Origin of the sequence: Salegentibacter sp. 24 (assembly GCF_004362395.1) — a bacterium.
Lineage (GTDB): Bacteria > Bacteroidota > Bacteroidia > Flavobacteriales > Flavobacteriaceae > Salegentibacter.
This window is the reverse complement of the sequence record NZ_SNWE01000010.1, coordinates 65,838-89,335: the sequence shown is the minus strand read 5'-3', so window position 1 is coordinate 89,335 and position 23,498 is coordinate 65,838. Positions and strand designations below refer to the sequence as shown.

At 35.2% G+C, this 23,498-nt stretch carries 17 protein-coding genes, 1 tRNA gene and 1 pseudogene; 11 read left to right on the top strand and 8 right to left on the bottom strand.

What is annotated here, in order from left to right; genetic code table 11:
- Positions 1-59 precede the first annotated feature (59 nt).
- Positions 60-1,262 (top strand): proline dehydrogenase family protein, encoded by a 1,203-nt coding sequence (locus tag DET49_RS08985; RefSeq protein WP_133547765.1) that lies wholly within the window; start codon positions 60-62, stop codon positions 1,260-1,262.
- A 107-nt stretch (positions 1,263-1,369) separates the two neighbouring features.
- Here the strand turns inward: DET49_RS08985 and DET49_RS08980 are convergent, their stop codons facing one another.
- The 4 genes from DET49_RS08980 to gcvT form a co-directional block, all read right to left on the bottom strand.
- Positions 1,370-2,089, bottom strand: a complete 720-nt coding sequence (locus DET49_RS08980) for a YebC/PmpR family DNA-binding transcriptional regulator (RefSeq protein WP_133547764.1) — start codon at positions 2,087-2,089, stop codon at positions 1,370-1,372.
- Between the two features lie 95 nt (positions 2,090-2,184).
- Positions 2,185-2,475 (bottom strand): 4a-hydroxytetrahydrobiopterin dehydratase, encoded by a 291-nt coding sequence (locus tag DET49_RS08975; RefSeq protein WP_133547763.1) that lies wholly within the window; start codon positions 2,473-2,475, stop codon positions 2,185-2,187.
- A gap of 89 nt (positions 2,476-2,564) precedes the next feature.
- The gene (locus DET49_RS08970) at positions 2,565-3,380 is read right to left on the bottom strand and encodes a sugar nucleotide-binding protein (protein ID WP_133547762.1); all 816 of its coding nucleotides are present in this window, start codon (positions 3,378-3,380) and stop codon (positions 2,565-2,567) included.
- Between the two features lie 3 nt (positions 3,381-3,383).
- Positions 3,384-4,466 (bottom strand): glycine cleavage system aminomethyltransferase GcvT, encoded by a 1,083-nt coding sequence (gene gcvT / locus DET49_RS08965; protein ID WP_133547761.1) that lies wholly within the window; start codon positions 4,464-4,466, stop codon positions 3,384-3,386.
- Between the two features lie 239 nt (positions 4,467-4,705).
- On the opposite strand from gcvT, the gene DET49_RS08960 reads away from it, so the two are divergent.
- On the top strand, positions 4,706-6,223 hold the full coding sequence (locus DET49_RS08960) for an NAD(P)H-hydrate dehydratase (protein ID WP_133547760.1): 1,518 nt from the start codon (positions 4,706-4,708) through the stop codon (positions 6,221-6,223).
- Between the two features lie 252 nt (positions 6,224-6,475).
- Positions 6,476-7,984 (top strand): histidine ammonia-lyase, encoded by a 1,509-nt coding sequence (gene hutH, locus DET49_RS08955; RefSeq protein WP_133547759.1) that lies wholly within the window; start codon positions 6,476-6,478, stop codon positions 7,982-7,984.
- Here hutH and DET49_RS08950 read toward each other — a convergent pair.
- Together DET49_RS08950 and DET49_RS08945 are read right to left on the bottom strand one after the other, a co-directional pair.
- On the bottom strand, positions 7,981-8,355 hold the full coding sequence (locus DET49_RS08950; protein WP_133547758.1) for a hypothetical protein: 375 nt from the start codon (positions 8,353-8,355) through the stop codon (positions 7,981-7,983). The genes hutH and DET49_RS08950 overlap by 4 nt on opposite strands.
- Before the next feature lie 116 nt (positions 8,356-8,471).
- Positions 8,472-11,033, bottom strand: coding sequence for an ATP-dependent Clp protease ATP-binding subunit (locus DET49_RS08945; RefSeq protein WP_133547757.1), 2,562 nt, complete (start codon positions 11,031-11,033; stop codon positions 8,472-8,474).
- 248 nt (positions 11,034-11,281) lie between these two features.
- Between DET49_RS08945 and gyrA the strand changes: the two genes are divergently transcribed.
- The gene (gene gyrA, locus DET49_RS08940; RefSeq protein WP_133547756.1) at positions 11,282-13,813 is read left to right on the top strand and encodes a DNA gyrase subunit A; all 2,532 of its coding nucleotides are present in this window, start codon (positions 11,282-11,284) and stop codon (positions 13,811-13,813) included.
- Positions 13,814-13,836: 23 nt separating this feature from the next.
- On the top strand, positions 13,837-15,075 hold the full coding sequence (locus tag DET49_RS08935; protein ID WP_133547755.1) for a tetratricopeptide repeat protein: 1,239 nt from the start codon (positions 13,837-13,839) through the stop codon (positions 15,073-15,075).
- A 330-nt stretch (positions 15,076-15,405) separates the two neighbouring features.
- Here DET49_RS08935 and DET49_RS08930 read toward each other — a convergent pair whose 3' ends face one another.
- Positions 15,406-15,879, bottom strand: coding sequence for a UpxY family transcription antiterminator (locus DET49_RS08930; RefSeq protein ID WP_133547754.1), 474 nt, complete (start codon positions 15,877-15,879; stop codon positions 15,406-15,408).
- A 284-nt stretch (positions 15,880-16,163) separates the two neighbouring features.
- Positions 16,164-17,039 carry a cation diffusion facilitator family transporter gene (locus DET49_RS08925; RefSeq protein ID WP_133547753.1) on the bottom strand — a complete coding sequence of 292 codons (876 nt, stop codon included), beginning with the start codon at positions 17,037-17,039 and terminating at the stop codon, positions 16,164-16,166.
- A 167-nt stretch (positions 17,040-17,206) separates the two neighbouring features.
- Between DET49_RS08925 and DET49_RS08920 the strand changes: the two genes are divergently transcribed.
- The 6 genes and pseudogenes from DET49_RS08920 to DET49_RS08895 all read left to right on the top strand — a co-directional run bounded on the left by DET49_RS08920 (position 17,207) and on the right by DET49_RS08895 (position 23,496).
- Positions 17,207-18,469 (top strand): carboxypeptidase-like regulatory domain-containing protein, encoded by a 1,263-nt coding sequence (locus tag DET49_RS08920; protein WP_133547752.1) that lies wholly within the window; start codon positions 17,207-17,209, stop codon positions 18,467-18,469.
- A 316-nt stretch (positions 18,470-18,785) separates the two neighbouring features.
- Positions 18,786-18,862, top strand: a tRNA-Pro gene (locus DET49_RS08915).
- Between the two features lie 171 nt (positions 18,863-19,033).
- Positions 19,034-19,382, top strand: a pseudogene (tnpA, locus tag DET49_RS08910) (IS200/IS605 family transposase); the annotation flags it as partial.
- A 333-nt stretch (positions 19,383-19,715) separates the two neighbouring features.
- Positions 19,716-20,798 (top strand): ATP-binding protein, encoded by a 1,083-nt coding sequence (locus tag DET49_RS08905; RefSeq protein WP_243729588.1) that lies wholly within the window; start codon positions 19,716-19,718, stop codon positions 20,796-20,798.
- Entirely contained in the window at positions 20,791-21,468 is a 678-nt protein-coding gene (locus DET49_RS08900; RefSeq protein WP_133547751.1) for a response regulator, read from the top strand. The genes DET49_RS08905 and DET49_RS08900 overlap by 8 nt, the downstream gene beginning before the upstream one ends.
- Positions 21,469-21,708: 240 nt before the next feature.
- Positions 21,709-23,496, top strand: coding sequence for a TrkH family potassium uptake protein (locus DET49_RS08895; RefSeq protein WP_133547750.1), 1,788 nt, complete (start codon positions 21,709-21,711; stop codon positions 23,494-23,496).
- The last annotated feature ends 2 nt before the right edge of the window (positions 23,497-23,498 follow it).

Here is a 23,498-nt window from a genome sequence, read left to right as displayed (position 1 = left end):
ATATTCATAATGAAATCAAACTTCAATAATTATATTTGTCCAAATTAAGAAATACCTCCATGATTAATAGAAAAATTTTTAATGATACAAAGACAGCTTTTAAATTAAAATCTGATTTAGAACTGGATCGTGCTATCTTTTTATTCAGCATGATGAAGAATAAACAATTAGTTGACGCTGGTTCCTGGTTAACCAAAATTTCTTTAAAACTTCACCTGCCAGTCGAGGGACTGATAAAAAAAACCATATTTGAGCAGTTTTGTGGGGGTGTTACCGAAGATGATTGCAAACCACTAACCAAAGAGATGTATGCTGAAAAGCTTCATGGTATCCTTGATTATTCGGTGGAAGGAAAAGAGACAGAAGAACAATTTGATGCTGCTCTTGATAAAAAAATGAAACTGATTAAATTCGCTGCAGAAAGTGATGAATTACCTTTTTCTCTTTTTAAACCTACCGGTATTGGGAGATTTGCTATATGGGAAAAAATTACAGAGCGTATAAATCTTAGTGACGATGAAAAAAATGAATGGGAACGTGTTAAGGAAAGAGTAAATAGCCTTTGTAAATGTGCCTATGATAATAATGTAAGGCTATATGCCGATGCGGAGGAAAGCTGGATGCAACTTGCAGCCGACGAACTAATGGAAGAGATGATGAAGAAATATAATAGGGAGAAAATCCTTATCTATAATACTTTTCAATGCTACAGATGGGACAGACTGGAATATGTCAAAAATCTTCACGAAAGGGCTAAGAAGGAAGGCTTTAAGATTGGAGCAAAAATTGTGCGAGGAGCTTATATGGAGAAAGAAAATGCAAGAGCGAAAAAATATAATTATACTACCCCAATTTGTGAAAACAAAGAAGCAACTGATGTTAACTTCAACAGTGTGATGTCGTATTGTTTGGCAAACTTAAATGATATTCACTTATTTATTGGTACTCATAATGAGGTGAGTAACTATCTTGCCCTTCAAAGTATGGAAGATAAAGGTTTGGCTTTGGATGATAATCGTATTTGGTTTAGCCAGTTATATGGAATGAGTGATCACATTAGTTATAATCTTGCTAAAAAAGGTTATAATTCAGCTAAATTATTACCTTTTGGACCTGTAAGAGAAGTAGTTCCCTATTTATTAAGAAGGGCTCAGGAAAATACCTCAGTAAAGGGTCAAACCGGACGTGAACTTTCCCTACTAGAAGAAGAAAAGAAACGTCGGAAAGGACAACCTACCAAACACGATAGGGGAGAGCATTAAGCATTTAAAAAAGCTGTTTTGAATAAGTAACTATTCAAAACAGCTTCTTTAGGTCAATCATATTTGCTCTTAGTTGAAATATTAGAGGTAATAGAAAATGAGCCTAGTTAATCTTCATTTTCTTCCATAGTGTGATAGACATTCTGTACATCATCATCTTCTTCCAGTCTTTCCAGCAATTTCTCAACATCCGCGACTTCTTCACCTGAAAGTGACTTTGTGACTTGAGGAATTCTTTCAAATCCCGAAGAAAGTATTTCAATATTTCTGTGTTCTAATTCTTTTTGAATGGCTCCAAAATATTCGAAGGGAGCATAAATATGAATACCATCTTCATCTTCAAAAACCTCTTCGGCTCCAAAATCTATAAACTCAAGTTCTAATTCTTCCACATCCAGACCTTCCGAATTCAATCTGAAATTACAGGTATGGTCAAACATAAATTCCACAGAACCTGAAGTCCCCAGGTTTCCATCACATTTATTAAAATGAGAACGAACATTGGCCACGGTACGGTTGTTATTATCAGTTGCCGTTTCGACCAATACAGCAATTCCGTGAGGAGCATAGCCTTCAAATAAAACAATCTTATAATCACCCTGACTTTTATCACTTGCCCTTTTAATGGCTCGTTCGATGTTGTCCTTAGGCATATTTACGCTCTTAGCGTTTTGTATAATTGCTCTTAATTTGGAATTGGTATCTGGATCTGGACCGCCTTCTTTCACAGCCATTACGATATCTTTTCCAATGCGAGTAAAGGCCTTGGCCATTGCGGACCAACGTTTCATCTTACGCGCCTTTCTAAATTCAAATGCTCTTCCCATTAATCATTAAATAAAAATTGAAGCAAAAATATAAAAAAGCTTCCAATTCGATTTGAAATTGAAAGCTTTAAATTCTGAAGTTTTTAATTCTTATTTTAAGCTGAAGCTTCAACAATTTCTTCAATAGCCTTTGCAAGTTTGAAGTCTTTTTCAGTGACCCCGTCAGCATCGTGGGTTGATAAAGAAATTTCTAGTTCATTATAAACATTTCCCCAACTAGGATGGTGTTCCTGAGCTTCTGCTTCAAAAGCAATTCGGGTCATAACGGTAAAGGCATCTTTAAAATTCGCAAATTGAAAAGAAGTATGAATAGCATTGTCTTTATAAACCCAGCCTTCAAGATGATCCAGCTTTTTTTTGATATCTTCTTCGCTTAACTTTTTCATTGTATTACCTATTTGTGATTAGTCTTTTAAATTTAAGGAACTAAAATCTGAATCTGGAATTTAAATGTCTTTTAGTACAAGATTAACACCTACCTCTTTATGGAAGACTGGGTAACCTGATGTACTGATACCTGTAGGTTCTTTGGTAAAATATTATCTTTGGGTAAAACTGCAAGAAAGCGATCGAAATTAGAATCGTAAATATTTTTAAAAACTATGTTTTTATGGCCCAGAACTTCACAGATCTCTTCAATAAAATCTTTTTGATGAATTAGATCAGTGCTGCCGAGATGAAAAACTCCTTGTTTTTTCCTATTTATAAGGTAATGGATTTGCTGGGTTACTTTCTCAATTTCAGTAACATTAATTACTACATTAGGAAAAACTTCTATGGCTTCTCCTAAGTCAATAAGCGTTATAATTTGTTTTAGTCTTGGAGAATTATGGCCAAAAACCATTGGTAAACGTATGATATTATATTTGTCGTTTGGTAGTCTTAGTAATGCGTTCTCAATCTTAATTTTAAAACGGCCATAAATACTTTGTGATAGAGTTTTGTCATACTCATAAGATGGGAAATTTGTAAAAGCATCAAATACATTAGCCGAAGAAATAAAAAGCAATTTACAATTATGAGTAAGGATATAATTAATTATTTCAAAATGTGCGATAATTTGTGCATTAAAATTCCCACGAACTGTCGATATAATTATGGTCGGCCTTACATTCTGAAGCAGGATTTCAATATTTTCAGTTTCCATATCAAAATGGTGAAACTGCTGGTTTTCTTCAAAAAAGCGGTTTGGAGTGTGGTAGGTACCATGGGTATCAAAAAAGGAGCATAGTTCTTTATATAAGGCATTGCCTATAAAGCCACTTGCTCCTAAAATTAAAATTCTTTCCAAAAATTATCCTTTATAAAAAGGCAATTTCACCTGTATGGCCGGAATGGATTTTTTTCTAACCCTTATAAAAATCTTGTTGCCAAATTTAGCAACTTCAGCCGGCACATAACCTAAGCCAATTCCTTTTTCCAGTGATGGTGACATTGTCCCTGAAGTTACTTTGCCAATAACCTTGCCATTTTCATCCTCGATTTCGTAACCCTGACGGGGAATCCCTCGCTCTTCGAGTTCAAAAGCGATAAGTTTTCGTTTAGGCCCTTGCTCTTTTTCTTTTTTTAATGCTTCAGAATTTATAAATTCTTTATTGAATTTGGTAATCCATCCCAATTTTGCTTCAATTGGCGAAGTGGTCTCATCAATATCATTCCCGTAAAGACAAAACCCCATTTCCAGCCTTAAAGTGTCTCGGGCCGCCAGACCAATAGGTTTGATTCCGTATTCTTTTCCTGCTTCCATCACGCGATCCCAAATTTGCTCGGCATCTTCATTCTTAAAATAGATTTCAAATCCACCGCTTCCTGTATAACCAGTAGCTGATATAATCACCTTATCAATGCCAGCAAACTCGGCTACTTCAAAAGTGTAAAATTTCATGCTAGACAAATCTACATCGGTTAAAGATTGCATTGCCTGGGCGGCTTTTGGTCCCTGAATTGCCAACAGTGAAAATTCGTCGGACATATCGCGCATCGTAGCATCCATTGAATTATGTTGTGCGATCCAATTCCAGTCTTTGTCTATATTAGAAGCATTTACTACCAATAAATATTTTTCAGAATTAATTCTGTAAATAATTAAATCGTCTACAATTCCTCCTGTTTCATTAGGCATAACGGTGTATTGTGCTTTTCCGTCCACCAGTTTTGAAGCGTCATTGGTAGTGATTTTTTGTATAAGTTCTAAAGCTTTGTCCCCTGTAATGAGGAATTCACCCATATGGGAAACATCAAAAACACCTAATTTTTCACGAACGTTTTGGTGTTCTAAGTTCACACCTTCGTAAGAGACAGGCATATTATAACCTGCAAAGGGCACCATTTTGGCATTTAATTCTTTATGTCTGGTAGCCAGGGCAATTTCTTTCATTTTGTCTAAAATTTCCGCAAATTTATCGATTTCACTTTGAATACAATATTAAATAAGGCATTTTATGAAGAATCTTTAAGACTGTATGATAAAAAACGATTCCTTAGTTATTAAAGTTTCAATATTAAACTTTTATTGGCAAAATTCTCCGAAATTTAAGTTTTGATTAAACTTATTGATCAATGGTTTTAGGCTTTAATTTGTAATTTTATGAACATAATTTTTCAACCAAACCCAATATGAAAATATTATCTGCCGAACAATTACAAGAAGCCGATAAAGTAACACTTAAAACTGAAGGAATTTCGAGTACGAGATTAATGGAACGTGCAGCAAGTTTGGTTTTTAACGAAATTCATACCAGGTTGGAAGGCGCCGATATCTGCATTAAAATTTTTTGCGGGATTGGAAATAACGGTGGTGACGGACTGGTCGTGGCGCGCTTACTTCATAAATATGGCTATAAAGTTAAAGTATATGTCGTGAACTATAGTGATAAACGTTCTGATGATTTCTTGATAAACTATGATCGATATACAAAAGAGAGTCATTGTAGTCCTCAATCAATAGATGGAGAAGAAGATTTCCCTGAAATTTCCCCAGGTGATTTCGTGGTAGATTCAATTTTTGGAATTGGATTAAACCGTCCGGCATCAGGTTGGTTAGGAAAATTATTAAATCATATTAACCATTCGGGGGCATTTTGTCTTGCTGTAGATATGCCTTCAGGCTTATTCCCTGATAAAGTTCCAGCCCAGGGCACCCCTGTCATTAAAGCAAATTATACCCTGACCTTCCAAACTCCCAAAATTGTATTTTTTCTCCCTCAAACCATGAAATTTTCGGGAGAAGTACAGGTTTTAGATATTGGTTTAGATCGATCTTTTTTAAAGGAAGCTAAAGCTGTGGCACAACTTATAGGAAAGCGTGAAGCCAGACAACTTTATAAACCCCGAAATAAAAACACCCATAAAGGTGATTACGGACATACTCTTGTGGTAGGGGGAAGTTATGGAAAAATTGGAAGTATTGTGCTTTCAGCTAAATCCACCCTTAGGGCCGGTGCAGGTTTATGTAGTGTTTTTGTTCCAAAATGTGGTTATGAAATATTACAGACCCAGGTCCCTGAAGCGATGGTAATTACCGATAAGGATAACCATGAACTCACTAATATTGAGACCGATATTAAACCAGATGTGGTTTGTTTTGGAATGGGCGCCGGCAAATCAGCTAAGACTGTAGAAGCTTTTAAACTACTACTGGAAAAAAATGAAAATCCATTACTAATTGATGCAGACGGATTAAATATATTATCCGAGAACAAGGATCTTTTTGAATTGCTTCCAAAGGATTCTGTTCTCACACCTCACCCAAAAGAATTGAACCGCCTGATAGGGGAGTGGGAAGACGATTTTGAAAAAATTGAGAAGATTGAAAAATTCACTAAAAGGTTTAAAATAATACTGGTTTTAAAAGGAGCACATACCTTTATTTTTAGTGGTAAGCATATTTATATAAACAATTCAGGGAATCCTGGGATGGCAACTGCGGGAAGTGGCGATGTGCTTTCAGGAATTATTGCCGGTTTAATCTCGCAAAAGTACGAACCTCTGGTTGCAGCGATTCTAGGTGTCTATTTACACGGACTTTCAGGGGATATTTGCGCGGAAGAGATGGGGTACGAAGCAATACTTTCAGGTGAAATTAGTGATAATCTAGGGAAAGCATTCTTAGCCCTTAAGAAAGATGACAATTAGAAATAGTAGTTCTTTTTGAATTGTTTAATCAAGGATTTTGAAAATTTCTTAAAAATCCGAATTTATATTTGGATTACATCGATAGAAACATGATTTTTGACGCAGAAAATAAAAGAAAATCATGCTAGGTTAAATAGATGATTTTTGATTTTTTTTTGATTTAGAAATATTGTCATTTTTTTAAATTTAATACCTGCCATTATTGTAATTGCAGTAGTTTTAGAAATTATCTTCTCACCTAATACATAATTTATGCAATCTTATCATTATATCAGTTCAGCGATTTTGGATTTAGAAACCATTGAAGATATATTGGTAAATGATAAAAAATTAGCGCTTAGTGAAGAAGCGGAATCAAATATTCAAAAATCAAGAAAATACTTAAACAAAAAAATTACAGAAAGCGCTATTCCTATATATGGAATCAATACCGGTTTTGGTGCTTTATGTAATGTAAAAATAAGTCCGGGTAAATTAACAGAACTTCAAGAGAACCTGGTGAAATCTCATGCTTGCGGTACTGGTGAAACAGTTGATAAAGCGATTGTCAAATTAATGCTTTTACTTAAAATTCAGTCTTTGAGTTATGGGAATTCTGGTATCTCCCTCGACACCGTTTTAAGGCTTGTTGAATTGTATAACCTTAAAATTTTTCCGGTAGTTTATGAACAGGGCTCTCTGGGAGCATCCGGAGATCTTGCTCCTTTGGCACATTTAGCTTTACCATTAATTGGAGAAGGGGAGGTTTATTTTGAAAATGAAATAATTAGTGGAAAAGATCTTTTGGAACGCCAAGGCTGGAAAGCTTTAAAATTACAGTCTAAGGAAGGTTTAGCACTACTGAATGGAACCCAGTTTATGAGTGCCCACGCAGTTTACGCCTTACTGAAATCCTATAAATTGTCGTACCTGTCGGATCTTATCGCGTCGGTTTCCATTGATGCTTTCGATTGTAATTTATCTCCCTTTGATGAACTGGTTCATTTAGCCAGACCACACAGAGGGCAGGTGAAGACTGCTGAGCGTATACGCAGGTTTTTGAATGACAGCTTAATTGCAAAAAGTGAAAAGGAAAATGTACAGGATCCATATAGTTTTAGGTGTATTCCACAGGTGCATGGGGCAAGTAAGGACACTTTGAGCTTTGTAAGAAGAACCGTTAAAACCGAAATAAATTCGGTTACCGATAATCCTAATATTTTTATTGAAGAAGATAAGATTATTTCCGGTGGAAATTTTCATGGTCAGCCTTTAGCTTTGGCACTAGATTATTTAGCAATTGCAATGGCTGAACTTGCTAATATTTCAGAACGGAGAACCTACCAATTGGTTTCTGGCCTTCGTGGGCTGCCGGCTTTTTTGGTTGAGAATCCTGGTTTAAACAGTGGGTTTATGATTCCTCAGTATACTGCGGCCAGTATTGTAAGTCAAAACAAACAGCTTGCGGTACCGGCTTCTGTAGATTCCATTGTTTCTTCCAATGGGCAGGAAGACCATGTTAGTATGGGTGCCAATGGAGCTACAAAACTTTTAAAAGTAGTAGAAAACGTAAATAGTGTTTTAGCCATCGAGTTGTTTAATGCTTCGCAAGCAATGCACTTTAGAGAACCGGCCAAGACTTCCACCATGTTAAGCAATGTTTTAGAAGAATTTAGAGGTGTGGTCCCTGTATTGCATAACGATGTAACCATGGCCCCACATATAAAAGCGGCTAAAATTTATTTGAATAATTTCGAATTTAAAGATAATATCTTCGATTAAATTCTATATTGAATCCAGTTTATTGCCTGATCTAAATTATCAAAAACCTCAAAAGAATTTGGAGGTTTATAAAACTGACGTTCTACTTTATGAGCATTCAGGCGAATAAGTTCGCTTTCACTTACTACGGCAATAGCTTTTAAATTTCCGGCATTGGCCGATTCCCGGTAAACCAAAGGATCTACTGCATAAGAATTCTTACGGAAAGAAATATAACCATAGTCTCCACCTTCAAACGCCTCTTTTCCAATAGTCAATAATACTCGATTATTTTCTGTTGTGAAGAGAACGCCTTCATTCAATTCGGCAATCAGGATATTTCGAAAGATGCGCACCTGCCCAAATTCCAATTCCATTATATCAGTAGTCATTAATGTAGGGCTTAATTCTTTGTAAATTTAATATATTTCAGGAACAATATGAAAAAAGGCTAATTGAAAATTAAATTTCAAATAGCCTTTTATAAAATTAATTATTCTTTAAAAACTTACGATTCCGTTTCTTTAATTGCTTTATCGATTTTGATAGTTAATTCATTTTTCTTTTCATCCAGATCCATAAAAATCTTATCGCCTTCCGATAATTTTGAAGTTATAATCTCTTCAGCCAGTGCATCTTCAATATATTTCTGAATAGCTCTGTTTAGAGGTCTGGCTCCATATTGTTTATCGAAACCTTTTTCTGCAATAAAATCTTTGGCTTTATCACTTAAAGTTAAATTATACCCAAGGCTTCCAATTCTGCTAAATAATTTTACCAATTCGATATCAATGATTTTATGAATGTCCTCACGTTCAAGACTATTGAAAATAACCACATCATCAATTCTGTTTAAGAATTCCGGGGCAAATGCTTTTTTAAGAGCATTCTCAATAACGCTTCTGGCGTTTTCATCAACCTGAGAACGCTGGGAAGCAGTACCAAATCCAACTCCCTGTCCAAAATCCTTCAGTTTTCTTGCTCCAATATTGGAAGTCATAATGATAATGGTGTTTCTAAAATCGATCTTTCTACCTAAACTATCGGTTAAATATCCATCATCCAGAACCTGAAGTAACATATTGAAAACATCCGGATGCGCTTTTTCAACCTCATCGAGCAGAATCACCGCGTAAGGTTTTCTTCGTACTTTTTCTGTTAGCTGACCACCTTCTTCATATCCAACATATCCAGGAGGTGCTCCAATCAATCTTGAGATTGCGAACTTTTCCATATATTCACTCATATCAATACGAATAAGTGAATCATCATTATCAAATAGCTCACGAGCAAGGACTTTTGCTAACTGAGTTTTACCTACCCCGGTTTGGCCTAAAAATATAAACGACCCAATAGGTTTATTAGGATCTTTTAGTCCTGCACGATTTCTTTGTATAGCTTTCACCACTTTTCCAACCGCGTCGTCCTGGCCAATCACCTTTCCTTTTATTTTTTTAGGTAGTTCAACCAATTTATTACTTTCGGTTTGAGCGATACGGTTTACAGGAACACCGGTCATCATAGAAACGACATCTGCAACACTGTCTTCATCAACGGTTTCCTTGTGTTTTTTAGATTCCTCTTCCCATTTTTCCTGGGCTATTTGTAATTCCTTTTCAAGATTTTTCTCATCATCTCTAAGCTTCGCAGCTTCTTCATATTTCTGTTTTTTAACCACGGAATTTTTCTTTTCCCGAACTTCTTCAAGTTTGCGCTCAAGGTCTAAAATTTGCTTAGGCACATCAATATTGGTGATGTGAACACGAGACCCCGCTTCATCCAACGCGTCAATTGCTTTATCAGGTAAAAAGCGATCCGTTAAATATCGGTTGGTTAATTTTACACAAGCCTCAATGGCTTCATCTGTATAAGATACATTATGGTGATCTTCGTATTTATCTTTAATATTATTAAGAATCTCAATAGTTTCTTCTACTGTTGTAGGTTCAACAATTACCTTTTGAAACCTTCTTTCCAGGGCACCATCTTTTTCTATGTACTGTCGATATTCATCTAAAGTTGTAGCACCAATACACTGAATTTCCCCTCTGGCTAGCGCAGGTTTAAACATATTGCTGGCATCTAGGCTTCCGGTGGCTCCTCCTGCGCCCACAATAGTGTGAATCTCATCTATAAAAAGAATAATATCGTCATTCTTTTCAAGCTCGTTCATCACGGCCTTCATACGTTCCTCAAACTGACCTCGGTATTTTGTGCCTGCAACTAAACTGGCAAGATCTAGAGTAACAACGCGTTTATCGAAAAGTATTCTTGATACTTTACGTTGAATAATCCTAAGGGCAAGGCCTTCCGCAATTGCCGATTTTCCAACCCCTGGTTCCCCTATTAATAAGGGATTATTTTTCTTTCGTCGACTTAATATTTGTGAAACTCTTTCGATTTCCTTCTCCCGACCGACTACCGGGTCTAACTTATCGGTTTCCGCCATGGCAGTAAGATCCCTTCCAAAATTATCTAAAACAGGTGTTTTAGATTTTTTAGAAGTTTTCCCAGGTCCGCTACCACTTCCGCTAAACGGGTTGTCTTTTGTTGCATCGTCTGTACCACTGTCGTCGTCAGAAAATGACTCGGCCGTTGGGCTGTCTTGAAAATCATTTTCATCGCTGGCTATCATATATTTAAACTGATCTTTTACCCCATCATAATCTATCTTAAGCTTATTAAGTAGTTTAGTGGTAGGGTCGTTTTCATTTCTTAAAATACAAAGCAGTAAATGAGCCGTATTTATATTGGAACTTTGGAAAAGCTTAGCTTCTAAAAATGTTGTTTTTAAAGCACGCTCTGCCTGACGTGTTAGATGCAAGTTTCTTTTCTCGTTAGAAACCGTCGCAGATTCGGGGTTAGCAGGGCTAAGTATTTCTACTTTACGTCTTAAATGGCTTAAATCTATATCTAAAGCATTTAAAATATCTATAGCTTTGCCATCTCCGTCTCGGAGCAAACCAAGCATAAGGTGTTCAGTTCCAATAAAATCGTGGCCTAAACGCAATGCTTCTTCTTTGCTATATGCGATTACATCTTTTACTCTTGGGGAAAAATTATCATCCATCTTTATCTTCCTTTCTCTCTTATTTATTCAGTACCAAACTTTCAAAAATTGTACCTAATCCTATGATATTAGCTAATTGACAAAATTACTTTCAATATTCAAAGCTTAAAATAAGGAACTTATTAACGATAGCACACTAAATATTTGTTAATAAAATTTGATTAAACAATAGGCCAAATAAGGCTTCAACATCTATAAAATATGTAAATTGGCACGTTAGATTTGAGAACTAAAATAAACTTTACAGTATGGCTGAAGGAGAAAAGCTTATTCCTATAAATATTGAAGATGAAATGAAATCGGCTTACATTGATTATTCAATGTCGGTCATTGTGTCACGTGCTTTACCAGATGTTCGTGATGGCTTAAAACCGGTCCATCGCCGGGTATTATACGGTATGTATGAACTTGGGGTACTCTCTAATCGAGCCTATAAAAAATCGGCGAGAATCGTTGGGGAAGTTCTAGGTAAATATCACCCTCACGGTGATTCATCGGTTTATGATACCATGGTAAGAATGGCTCAGCACTGGAGTATGCGGTATATGCTTGTAGATGGACAGGGTAACTTTGGTTCCGTAGATGGCGATAGTCCTGCAGCTATGCGTTATACTGAAGCAAGGATGCGCAAAATTAGTGAGGATATGCTTGCTGATATCGATAAGGAAACGGTAGATACCCAACTGAATTTTGACGATTCCTTGAACGAACCTGTGGTTATGCCAACGCGTATTCCTAATCTTCTTGTAAATGGAGCAAGTGGTATTGCCGTAGGTATGGCCACTAATATGGCACCTCACAATATTTCTGAAGTAATAGACGGAACCGTTGCATACATAGAAAACAATGATATTGAGATCGAAGAGCTTATGGAGCATATTAAAGCTCCAGATTTTCCTACCGGTGGAATTATCTATGGTTACGATGGGGTGCGCGAAGCTTTTAAAACAGGAAGAGGTCGTATTATGATGCGGGCCAAATCTCAGTTAGAAGAGATAAATGGAAAAGAATTTTTAGTAATTACTGAAATTCCATATCAGGTGAACAAGGCAGATATGATAAAGAAAACTGCTGATCTTGTTAACGAAAAGAAGATTGAAGGAATTAGTCTTATTAGAGACGAATCTGACAGAAATGGAATGCGTATCGTCTATCAATTGAAAAGAGACGCTATTCCTAATATAGTTCTTAATACCCTTTATAAACATACCGCTTTACAAACATCCTTCAGTGTAAATAATATAGCGCTAGTTAAAGGAAGACCTGAGATGCTAAATTTAAAAGATATTATTTATCATTTTATTGAGCACAGGCACGAAGTTGTTGTTAGAAGAACAGAGTTTGAACTTAGAAAGGCCGAAGATCGCGCGCATATCCTGGAAGGCTTAATTATAGCTTCCGATAATATAGACGAGGTTATTGCTTTAATCCGTGGTTCTAGTAATGCGGAAGAAGCCAGAAATAAATTAATTGAACGTTTTGAATTAAGCGAACTTCAGGCAAAGGCCATTGTAGAAATGCGCTTACGTCAGCTTACTGGTTTGGAGCAGGATAAACTTCGTGCAGAGTACGAGGAAATAATGAATACCATAGAAGACCTTAAAGACATTTTGGCGCGAAAAGAACGCAGAATGCAGGTAATTAAGGATGAACTTCTTGAAATAAAAGAAAAGTACGGAGACGAAAGAAGATCCACTATAGAATATGCCGGTGGTGATTTGAGTATTGAAGATATGATCCCTGATGAGCGGGTTGTAATTACCATTTCTCACGCTGGTTATATTAAAAGGACTTCCCTAAACGAATACAAAACTCAAAATAGGGGTGGAGTAGGCCAAAAAGGTTCTAATACAAGAAATGAAGATTTCCTTGAATATTTATTTTCTGGAACCAACCACCAGTATATGTTGTTCTTTACACAAAAAGGGAAATGTTTCTGGATGCGTGTCTATGAGATTCCCGAAGGTAGTAAAGCTTCAAAAGGAAGAGCTATCCAAAATCTTATTAACATTGATCCAGATGATCGCGTAAAAGCTTTTATATGTACTCAAGATCTAAAGGATGAAGAGTATGTAAATAAACATTACGTAATTATGGCTACCAAAAAAGGCCAGGTTAAAAAAACTTCTCTTGAACAATATTCAAGACCTAGGACAAATGGTATTAATGCTATTACTATTCGAGAAGACGATGAATTGCTGGAAGCAAAATTAACCAATGGGGATAGCCAGGTAATGCTTGCTGTTAGAAGTGGTAAAGCTATTCGATTTGAAGAAGGGAAAACTCGACCAATGGGACGAAACGCTTCTGGAGTAAGAGGCATTACCCTTGCAGATGATAAGGACGAAGTAGTAGGAATGATTTCTGTAGAAGATTTTAATTCTGATATCCTTGTAGTTTCTGAGAATGGTTACGGGAAAAGATCCAGTCTTGAGGATTACAGAATTACTAACCGAGGTGGAAAAGGGGTCAAAACTATTTCCATTACAGAGAAAACGGGTAGCCTTGTTGCTATTAAGAACGTTTCAGATGAAGAAGACATTATGATTATCAATAAATCGGGAATCGTAATAAGGATGGAAGTTTCAAATCTTAGGGTAATGGGACGAGCAACTCAAGGAGTTAGGTTAATCAATCTTAAAGGCAATGATGCAATCGCTGCTGTTGCAAAAGTCTTGCACGATGAAGATGATGTAGAGCTGATGGAAGATCCGGAAAAGACTGAAGAGACTGATGAAAATCCAAATGGCACAACTATTGCAGACGATAGTGAAGAATAACTAAAAATTAAAACCAAAACAAGATGAAAACTAATATTTTTACTGTAGCCTTGTCACTATTATCGATGGCTGCCGTTGCACAAAAAAGTGAAATTAGAGATGCAGGGGACGCAGTTGAAGATGGTAATTATGCAGAGGCCAAAACTCAATTACAAACCGCTGAATCTATGCTTTCTGAAGCCAATGAAAAATGGACAGAGAGATTCTATTTATATAAAGGTCAAGCTTACCTTGGGAACGGCGAAAATACTTCTTTGGAGGATTTGAAAATAGCTGTGGAAGCTTTTGAAAAAGCCAAGGAGTTAGGCAATGAAGAAGAAGCGGTCCAAGGAACTGAGCAGGTAAGAAATGCTTTAGTACAGAGTGCTATAAATGACCAAAATACGGAGGAATACAAATCTGCAGCTGATAAATTGTATTATAGCTATCAGTTAAATAAAGAAGATACTCTGTATTTATACTATGCTGCAGCAAATTCTTTAAATGCACAGGATTACACTACTGCTCTTGAATATTATAAAGACCTAAAGGAATTAGGATATGATGGTTCCGGTGTGGAATATTTAGCCACAAATGTAGAAACAGGTGAAGAAGAAGTAATGCCAAAGGGACAAAGAGATATCTTGCTTAAAACAGGTGAATACGAAAATCCTCAAGAGCGTAAAATCCCTTCCAAAAAGGGTGAAATAGCAAAGAATATCGCTTTGATTTATATTCAGGAAGGCCAGGATGAAAAAGCTATTCAGGCTATTCAAGATGCAAAAGCAGAGAATCCTGACAATATTGCATTAATCCAGGCTGAAGCTGATGTTTATTACAGAATGGGTAATAAGGAGAAATATAATGAGTTAATGCAGGAGATTGTAAAGAAAAATCCGAATGATCCTAATGTTTATTATAATCTTGGGGTAACTGCGGCTGAATTAGGTAACAATGAAAAAGCCATTGATTATTATAAGAAGGCTCTGGAAATTGATCCTGAAATGACCAATGCAAGAATGAATATTGTTGTTGCCATTTTAGCGAAGGAACGAGGCATCATTGATGAAATGAATCAGCTTGGTATGAGTAAAGAAGATAACAAGCGTTATGAAGAGCTTGAAAAGGAACGTAATGAGATTTACCAGCAAGCAGTACCATACCTTGAAAAAGTAATTGAAGCTGATCCGGAAAATGTAAATGTTATTAGAACTGCTATTAATATCTATAATCAATTAGGTGAAACGGAAAAAGCAGCAGCGCTTAAAGCTCGTTTAGAGTAAATAAAATTGAAACTATAATAAAAAACCACCAGAATTCTGGTGGTTTTTTATGCTTTAAACTTTTATGGCATTCTTATTATTGCGAATTATTTCGATAATAATGGAAGATGGAAATTAAAAATTCGTTTTTTTTTCTATGAACACAAAGTTTGAATAGATAGCCATAAGATACTGGGGTAATTGATCTCCTATTTAAATCTTAAAAGTTACAGAAAGATTGAGCACTGCACAGTATTCAGATTAGGACTATAACTAGAATGCGGAAGAAGAATTGTACAAGGGAACTGGGAGCCTTCCAATTATTTAAAAAGGAAAAGTAATTGAATATTTCTAAACAAGCTCTTTTGTTTTAACCTCCACCGTAAATCCAAGTTTAGGCATAATCAAACGCATTTTTCTTTTTCCAACCTCACGAATAATGGCTTCGTGGTCCTTAAAGGCTCCATTTTTAATAATTATTCTATCTCCTTCATTAAGGTGCTCTACTTTAGCCTCGTTTACCTTTTCATGGTTTAACCACTTTTGAATAACCTCAATTTCTTCATTTCTTACAATGGCAGGTTTTCCCAGCCAGAATAAATATCGTACCACCCCGGGTACATCAAAAACCTGGTTGCGCTTCTTTTCTTCTAGCTTAATGAAAACATACGACTTAAAAAGTGGTGTTTTAAGTTTTTTCTTGCGGTCTTTCCACTGCCTGATTTCTGTGATCAAAGGACAGTAAACCTCTAGGCCCATTTGTTCCAAACTTTCAGCAACTTTTCTTTCAGTTCTGGGTTTTGTATATAAAACGTACCACGACATATTTAAGATTTATCTGCCTGCAAAATACAGGAGCTACTCCTTAATCTCTTCGCAGTAGGGTAATATTGAAGAAATTCAGATTGATTTGCTTGTTAGTGACTCCAAACATACAAAGATTTTCAATAATTGTGAAGTTTGTTAAGCCTCTAAAGAGGAATAAAAACATGAAGGACTGACTCCTAATTTGTTAGATAAATTGGATTCGAATTGATTGATTTTAATAAATATTACGGCTATTCAATAAATTATATTCTAGAAAATAAACTTAGAAATCCAAATTGGAATTAGGTCAAACTACAGGTTTCAGAATCCAGTTCAAATTGAACTGTAAAATGTTCAAAATTATAAGGTTCCAGCGAATTTAGCACTTCAGTTTTTAATTTTAGATATTCTTTAAAACAATTAATATGCTGTAGTTTCACATGAGCTGTAAACACATGATGCTCTCCTTCCTGTGACCAGATATGTACATGGTGGGTAGAGGCTACCCCTTGGATTCTTTCAATCTTATATTTTACTTCTTTTATATTGATTTCACTGGGTGTACCCTGTAGAAAAATATATAAAGTCTTTTTTAATCTTTTAAATACGTTCCATAAAATATATAAAGTAATGGCCAAAGATAAGGCCGGATCTAGGTAATGTATGTCTCTAAACTGTAGGATAATGGAAACCACAAGAACGGCGACCCAACCTAAAACATCTTCCAATAAATGCCAGGAGACAACTTTTTCGTTCAGAGTCTTACCACTACTCAATTTCCATGCAGCGAAACCGTTAACAGCAACGCCGATAATAGCAAAGATCATCATTCCCTGAGCATCAGAATGTTCAGGAGCCATTAGTCTTCTCACCGCTTCATAAATCACGTACACGGAACCACCAATAAGAACTAAACTATTAATTAAAGCACCTAAAAGTGAAAATCTTCTATACCCAAAAGAAAACTTCGAATCGCTTTTTTGTTTCGATTTATTATCAAGATACCAAGAAGTACCAAGAGAAAGACTATCCCCAAGATCGTGAACGGCATCTGAGACAATGGCGATACTATTTACATAAATCCCACCAATGAATTCAAGAATGGTAAATGCCAGGTTAAGAAAAAATGCAAGTTTAAGGTTTTTTCCGGATGAAGTATGATGATGATCGTGGCTCATATTTAATCTAATTTAATACCTCTATTTTTCTGTCGAAATTAGGCAATTTTTATCTTCTTCGTAAAATATGGCGATATACCAAATAAAATATATTTACTGAAGGCGAAATCACTATTTTTTGTCATTAAATATTCGTATATTATGATGAAAATCAAAACCTTATAGCTATGATAAATTTAAAAGCCCTTTCTCTTTTTTTAGTGGGTATGCTTGTTAGCTATGCTCCTCTAAATGCTGCTCCAATCTTACAGGAATCCTCTCAGGATTATGTAGAATACAAAGGTGAGGTAATCAACTCTAATAATGATGACCCAATTATGAATGCTCATCTGTCTGTAAACGAAACAAATATCTCTACCGTCACTAATTCAGAAGGTAAATTTTCTCTGAAAGTACCAAAGAGTGTATCTCCGGGTACGGTAAATATTTCATACCTGGGTTATCAAAGTAAAAATCTTCCACTGAGTTATTTTAAATCACATGGGACCATTATATATTTAGACCCTGTGGTCGAGGAACTAACAGAGGTAAAAGTATATAGAGCCGGAGACGCACAAGGACTGGTTCAAACGATGCTAAACAATCGAGGGGATAACTATATAGATAATCCTACGCAAATGACTGCTTTCTACCGCGAAAGCATAAGCAAGGGGAACAGAAATGTATCCTTAAGTGAAGCCGTGGTCAAAATACATAAAAAACCTTATACCCATTATGGAGAAGAAGATATAGTACTTATAAAAGCAAGAAAAACTGCGGACTATGACCGTTTGGATACATTAGCTCTAAAATTACGTGGAGGTCCTTTTAATACGCTCTTTATAGATGTAATGAAATATCCTGATTATTTATTTTATGACCAGGAGTTGGATAATTACGAGTTCAAATTTGAAGAGCCAACAAGAATTGATAACCGGTATTTGTATGTTGTGAGTTTTAAAGATAAAAATAGAGAAATGCCTTGGTTTTACGGAACCCTTTTTATTGATGCAGAAACTCAAAGCTTAGTGCGAGCTAAATTACATAGAAATGTGGATAACAGGCGGGCAGCTAGTAATATGTTTGTCAATAAAAAGCCAGGAGGTACAAAGGTTTACCCCATAGAAGTTAGTTATGATATTGATTATCATCAACAAGATGGGAAATGGTATTTTGGATACTCCAATGCCAGACTCCTTTTTGTAGTAAACTGGAAGAAAAAATTATTTAATTCAAGGTATCAGGTAGATTCCGAAATGGCAGTTACCAACTGGCAACCCCTAACCGAAGATAGGATAAAAAAAGATGCAAATTTTCTGAGTAAAAGAGTTGTAATGGCTGATGACATAGCAGGCTTCACAGATATGCAATTCTGGGGTAGTAATAATATAATAGAACCTGATAAATCTATACAAAATGCTATAGAAAAAATTCAGCGGAACATTCAGTAAAAATTTTCTGATATTTATAAATAGCTGTTCGAAAAGTATTATTGCTTTTTAAACAGCTTTTTTTGTCTAGAAATGGAACAATAAGATATTAGTAAAAGAATAATCCATTTAAAACAGCTTAATTTATGATCTCCGAAAGTTGATTTTCAACTATATACCTTTGGTAAGATTATATAGTTGTTAAAAATTATACTTTTAGTTTTGATAATAATAATTAAGCACTTTAATTTGTACTCGAAATTCTAGCAGGATTTGTTTTACTCAAGGCAAATCACTTGGCAGAATACACAATAAGTATTTTGAAAGAATTAATAATCGGGATGTGGCGCAGTCTGGTAGCGTATACGCCTGGGGGGCGTGGGGTCGCAGGTTCAAATCCTGTCATCCCGACCATTTAATACAGGGCTTCCGAAGAATCGGAAGCCTTTTTATTTTATATCCGTACAAAATATGTACAATATTTTTTAATCTTTCTTTTTATGCCAAAGCCTATAATTTTTGGGGAACTATAATTGACCTTTGTTTTATGTCAGAACCTAGATCCAATGTACATAGCGTTACCGTACATCTAGTTTAGTTTGGAGCACCAAATACAGAAATCCTGTTTTAAAGCGTGATATTAAGCAGCGTTGCCGTCAGCTACTAATATAGATTTGCGAAGCTGAGAATGTGGAAATATTAAGTCATCTCCAAAGATCGCGTTCATATAGCTTATCGACCTTCTCAAAACATTAGCGCTTTAGTCAAAAAATTTAAGGGTAGAATTTCTAGGAAGTTTCAACAAGTATTCCCTGAATTAAAAAAGCGGTATTAGGGTCGGCACTTTTGGGTTATCGGATATGGATGTTGGAGTGCTGGTAATATTACGTCTGAGATGGTTAATGAATTTTCCGGTTTAAATTGCTTGCTCTAATATTCTAGTGTTCGATTAATATAGTGAATATAAAAAACAAACATTAAAGAGTTGGTTTTAAGAAGATTAAAATTTAAATAATAATCCTGTCAGGCCGCCTTTTATGATGCAAATTGATAAATAAAATTAAAAAAATTGGTTTTAAACAACGTGATGAAGTTGAAAATCATTTGATTTATTCGAGAGATAGTCCTTTCTTCTATAATAAACACTGATAAGTTATCAATATTTGCCGGAGCTTTCTTTTTTTATTTCTGTTATTTCCTTTCTTTGGATTTCTTAAAGCCTGAATAGATTTCTACTTGTATATTTGAAAACTCAAACTAATTTAAAGTGGAATTTTTCAAAAAGATAAATGAAAATCGGATATTGCAATTGCTAATTGGAATAGGGTCTGTCCTTTTTATATCATTTATCTGCTACCTTTTTATAAACCTTATTGGTTATCACGTGGTGGCTCTAATTTTACTTCTCCTTGTTTCGATTTTAGCAATGTTCTTTCGAATTCTTCCCATTGTTACTGTCGCTATACTAAGTGCCTTGATGTGGAATTTTTTATTTATCCAGCCGCAATTAACTTTTAAAATCAATACTCCTGAGGATGCTCTTCTATTTTTAATGTATTTCGTAATAGCTGTTATGAATGCAGTGTTTACAATAAAAATCAGAAAAGTCAAAGCTACTACTAGAAAAAGGAAAGAAAAAGAAAAAACCATTCAACTATATAATACCTTGTTCAATTCACTTTCTCATGAATTAAAGACACCAATTGCTGCCATTATAGGATCGGTAGATACACTGAAAGAAAGTTCAGAAAAATTGAGTAATGAGAATAAAAGAGAACTTTATAATGAAATTGAAATTGCTGGAAAAAGACTTAACAGGCAAGTTAAGAATCTACTTAATATGAGTCGTTTAGAAAGTGATTCCATTCATTTACAGCAAAACTGGTTTGATGTCAATGAGGTTGTTTATAATGTGATAGAAAGTAATAGGGCGGAATGTAAGGAACATGAGATTATTTACCTTCCACAGGATGATTTACCACTTTTTCAATTTGATGCTACCCTGGTTGAACAGATCTTGCATAATATTGTTCATAACGCCATTCAATATACTCCCAAAGGATCAATAATTGAAATTGAAGTTATCCCACGCTCGGAGGGCTGTGTTTTCAAAATTTCAGATAATGGCCATGGATTTCCGGAAGAAAATATAAACCAGGTCTTTGATAAGTTTTATCGATTGCCTAATTCTGCTTCCGGAGGAACCGGACTTGGTCTTTCTATAGCACAGGGTTTTGCTCAGGCTCAGAAAGGTAAAATTGATCTACGAAATAAGATCAGTGGAGGAGCGGAATTTACGGTAACAATTCCTGCGAAAATAACTGACCCTAAACATTACCAAAATGAATAATATAGAAATTCTTGTTATAGATGATGAGCCGCAGATTAGAAAGTTGCTTAAAATTGCTCTAGAAAGTAACGATTATAAAGTTGTGCTGGCCTCAACCGGAACGGAAGGTGTTAATTTGGTGGCTAATCATACCCCTGATCTGGTTATTCTGGATTTAGGTTTACCTGATAAAAGTGGCCACTTAATATTAAAGGATCTAAGAGAATGGTATGATAAATCAATTATTATACTCTCGGTACAGGACGAAGAAGCTGATATTATTAAAGCTTTGGATAATGGAGCTACAGATTATCTAACCAAACCCTTTAGAACTGGAGAACTCTTAGCCAGAATAAGAGCTTCGTTACGAGTAAGACAAGAAACAGGTTCTCATCCGATATTAACTTCAGGAGAATTGGAGATCGATCTAAGTTCCCGGACAGTAAAGAAGAATAATCTCCCCATAAAACTAACTGCAACGGAATATAATTTGATTTCTCTTCTAGCTAAAAATCAGGGTAGGGTGTTAACGCATCAGTTTTTGTTAAAAGAGGTGTGGGGCTTAGGCTCTCAAAATGAAACCCAATACCTGCGCGTATTTGTCGCGCAGCTACGAAAAAAGCTGGAAAAAAATCCAAATTGTCCTGTTCATTTAATGACTGAAAGTGGGGTAGGTTACCGCTTTGTTTGATCTTTATAAAATCTTTATACTCCAGGCTTTTATTTTATATTCTGCTTATAGCCTTAAGCCTAAATTTGCAAGATAATCAATCAATATAGTTTGGCTAAACCTGAGAGAACATCCGATCAAGAGAAAGAACAATCCTATTCCCATCTTAAATGGCCTGCTATTATAATCGGTATTTTAATTGTAATTTTGGTAATTGTTTTTGATTACTATACACGCCAGGGTCAAATTTAATACAATTAAATGTCTGCATTTTTTAAAAATATTCTACCAAAAATATATCATGAATACAGCCTAAATAAGGTCGCTGCAATTTTAAGCATCACTGGAATCTGCCTTCTCATTTTTGATTTGGGTTTTACTCATATTGAAAGCGAAAAAGATTTACTAAAGAACCTGTATTATCTTATTATAAGCTTAGGTTTTGTAATTGTATTAATAAGAAGCCTTGTGACCAGCAAGGATACTCCAGCCAAAGTAATACTATTCGACTGGACCCTTACAGTTTCATTCGGAATTTTACTTCTGATCAGAACAGAATTTTTTCTAGAAAATTTTGAATTCTTTCAAGTTTTTAATCAAATGGGATGGGTATATTTAATGCTCTTTCTCTTTTTTATACGTGAAATTTCTTCCTTTAAGGTAAATTTTAAGAAAGATTATTTGAATCCCGCTCAATTATTTGTGACCAGCTTTTTACTTATTATTTTTATAGGTACTTTATTACTTCTTCTTCCTAAGGCCACTTACTCTGGAATCGGCCTGATAGATGCATTATTTACTGCCACCAGTGCAGTTTGTGTAACAGGATTAATTGTTGTGGATACCGGGAGCTACTTTACTACTTTTGGTCAGAGTGTGATTATGATCTTAATTCAATTAGGTGGTCTGGGAATTATGACTTTTGCTAGTTATTTTAGCTATTTTTTTAGAGGTAACACTTCTTATGCTAATCAACTTATGCTAAAGGATATAAGCAATTCTGAAAAAATAGGGGAGGTTTTTGTTGTTCTAAAAAAAATATTACTCTTAACCTTCAGTATTGAAGCAGTAGGGGCTTTATTTATTTATTTAAACCTGGATAAGGCGGTAATTCAATCAGTTCCGGAGCGTATTTTCTTTTCCGTCTTTCATAGTATTTCAGGCTTCTGCAATGCAGGGTTCTCCACATTAGGAAATAGTTTGTTTGAATCGGGTTTTCGTTTTAATTATTCTTTGCACTTAATTATTGCCGGGCTGTTTATTCTTGGAGGAATTGGTTTTCCAATTTTATTAAACCTTTTTAAATATCTGCGGTATTATCTACTTAGAAACTTACAAAAGATCAAGAATCCTAAAAGTGAGAGGTACCTTCCCTGGGTTTTAAATCTTAATTCAAGAATTGTCTTATCTACCACTTTCTTCTTGTTATTTTTCGGTACCGGTGCGTTCTATGTTTTTGAGTACAATAATACCCTTAGTGAACATAACGGATTTGGAAAAATAGTAACTGCCTTTTTTGGTGCGGCCACTCCAAGAACAGCAGGATTTAATTCTGTAGATACCTCAGCATTAAATTTTTCAACCTTAATGTTGGTGTTTCTTTTAATGTGGATCGGAGCTTCACCTGCTTCTACCGGTGGAGGAATAAAAACTAGTACCTTTGCCCTGGCCACACTCAATTTTTTCAGTTTGGCCAAAGGAAAAGACAGAATAGAGGTATATAAACGAGAGGTCTCCGATATGTCTCTTAGAAGGGCTTTTTCCATCATTTCCTTATCACTACTGGTAATTGGTTTTTCTATTTTTTTAATCGCATTTTATGAAAATGATAAAGATATTGTTGCTATTGCATTCGAAGCATTTTCGGCCTATAGTACCGTTGGATTAAGTATGGGAATTACGGCCGGTTTAAGTACTGGATCTAAATTGGTGCTTATTGCTACGATGTTTATTGGTAGAGTTAGTATGTTAACTTTGCTAATAGCTGTATTTAGAAATATGAAGCATCTAAATTATCGTTACCCATCTGAAGAGATTTTAATTAACTAAAG

What these genes read in the sequence shown, in the direction of transcription:
- DET49_RS08925 (WP_133547753.1), bottom strand. Translation starts at nt 17,039, where the DNA reads ATGAGCCACGATCATCATCATACTTCATCCGGAAAAAACCTTAAACTT.
- DET49_RS08950 (WP_133547758.1), bottom strand. Translation starts at nt 8,355, where the DNA reads ATGACTACTGATATAATGGAATTGGAATTTGGGCAGGTGCGCATCTTT.
- DET49_RS08960 (WP_133547760.1), top strand. Translation starts at nt 4,706, where the DNA reads ATGAAAATATTATCTGCCGAACAATTACAAGAAGCCGATAAAGTAACA.
- DET49_RS08945 (WP_133547757.1), bottom strand. Translation starts at nt 11,033, where the DNA reads ATGGATGATAATTTTTCCCCAAGAGTAAAAGATGTAATCGCATATAGC.
- gyrA (WP_133547756.1), top strand. Translation starts at nt 11,282, where the DNA reads ATGGCTGAAGGAGAAAAGCTTATTCCTATAAATATTGAAGATGAAATG.
- DET49_RS08930 (WP_133547754.1), bottom strand. Translation starts at nt 15,879, where the DNA reads ATGTCGTGGTACGTTTTATATACAAAACCCAGAACTGAAAGAAAAGTT.
- DET49_RS08980 (WP_133547764.1), bottom strand. Translation starts at nt 2,089, where the DNA reads ATGGGAAGAGCATTTGAATTTAGAAAGGCGCGTAAGATGAAACGTTGG.
- DET49_RS08985 (WP_133547765.1), top strand. Translation starts at nt 60, where the DNA reads ATGATTAATAGAAAAATTTTTAATGATACAAAGACAGCTTTTAAATTA.
- hutH (WP_133547759.1), top strand. Translation starts at nt 6,476, where the DNA reads ATGCAATCTTATCATTATATCAGTTCAGCGATTTTGGATTTAGAAACC.
- DET49_RS08900 (WP_133547751.1), top strand. Translation starts at nt 20,791, where the DNA reads ATGAATAATATAGAAATTCTTGTTATAGATGATGAGCCGCAGATTAGA.
- DET49_RS08920 (WP_133547752.1), top strand. Translation starts at nt 17,207, where the DNA reads ATGATAAATTTAAAAGCCCTTTCTCTTTTTTTAGTGGGTATGCTTGTT.
- DET49_RS08975 (WP_133547763.1), bottom strand. Translation starts at nt 2,475, where the DNA reads ATGAAAAAGTTAAGCGAAGAAGATATCAAAAAAAAGCTGGATCATCTT.
- DET49_RS08935 (WP_133547755.1), top strand. Translation starts at nt 13,837, where the DNA reads ATGAAAACTAATATTTTTACTGTAGCCTTGTCACTATTATCGATGGCT.
- gcvT (WP_133547761.1), bottom strand. Translation starts at nt 4,466, where the DNA reads ATGAAAGAAATTGCCCTGGCTACCAGACATAAAGAATTAAATGCCAAA.
- DET49_RS08895 (WP_133547750.1), top strand. Translation starts at nt 21,709, where the DNA reads ATGTCTGCATTTTTTAAAAATATTCTACCAAAAATATATCATGAATAC.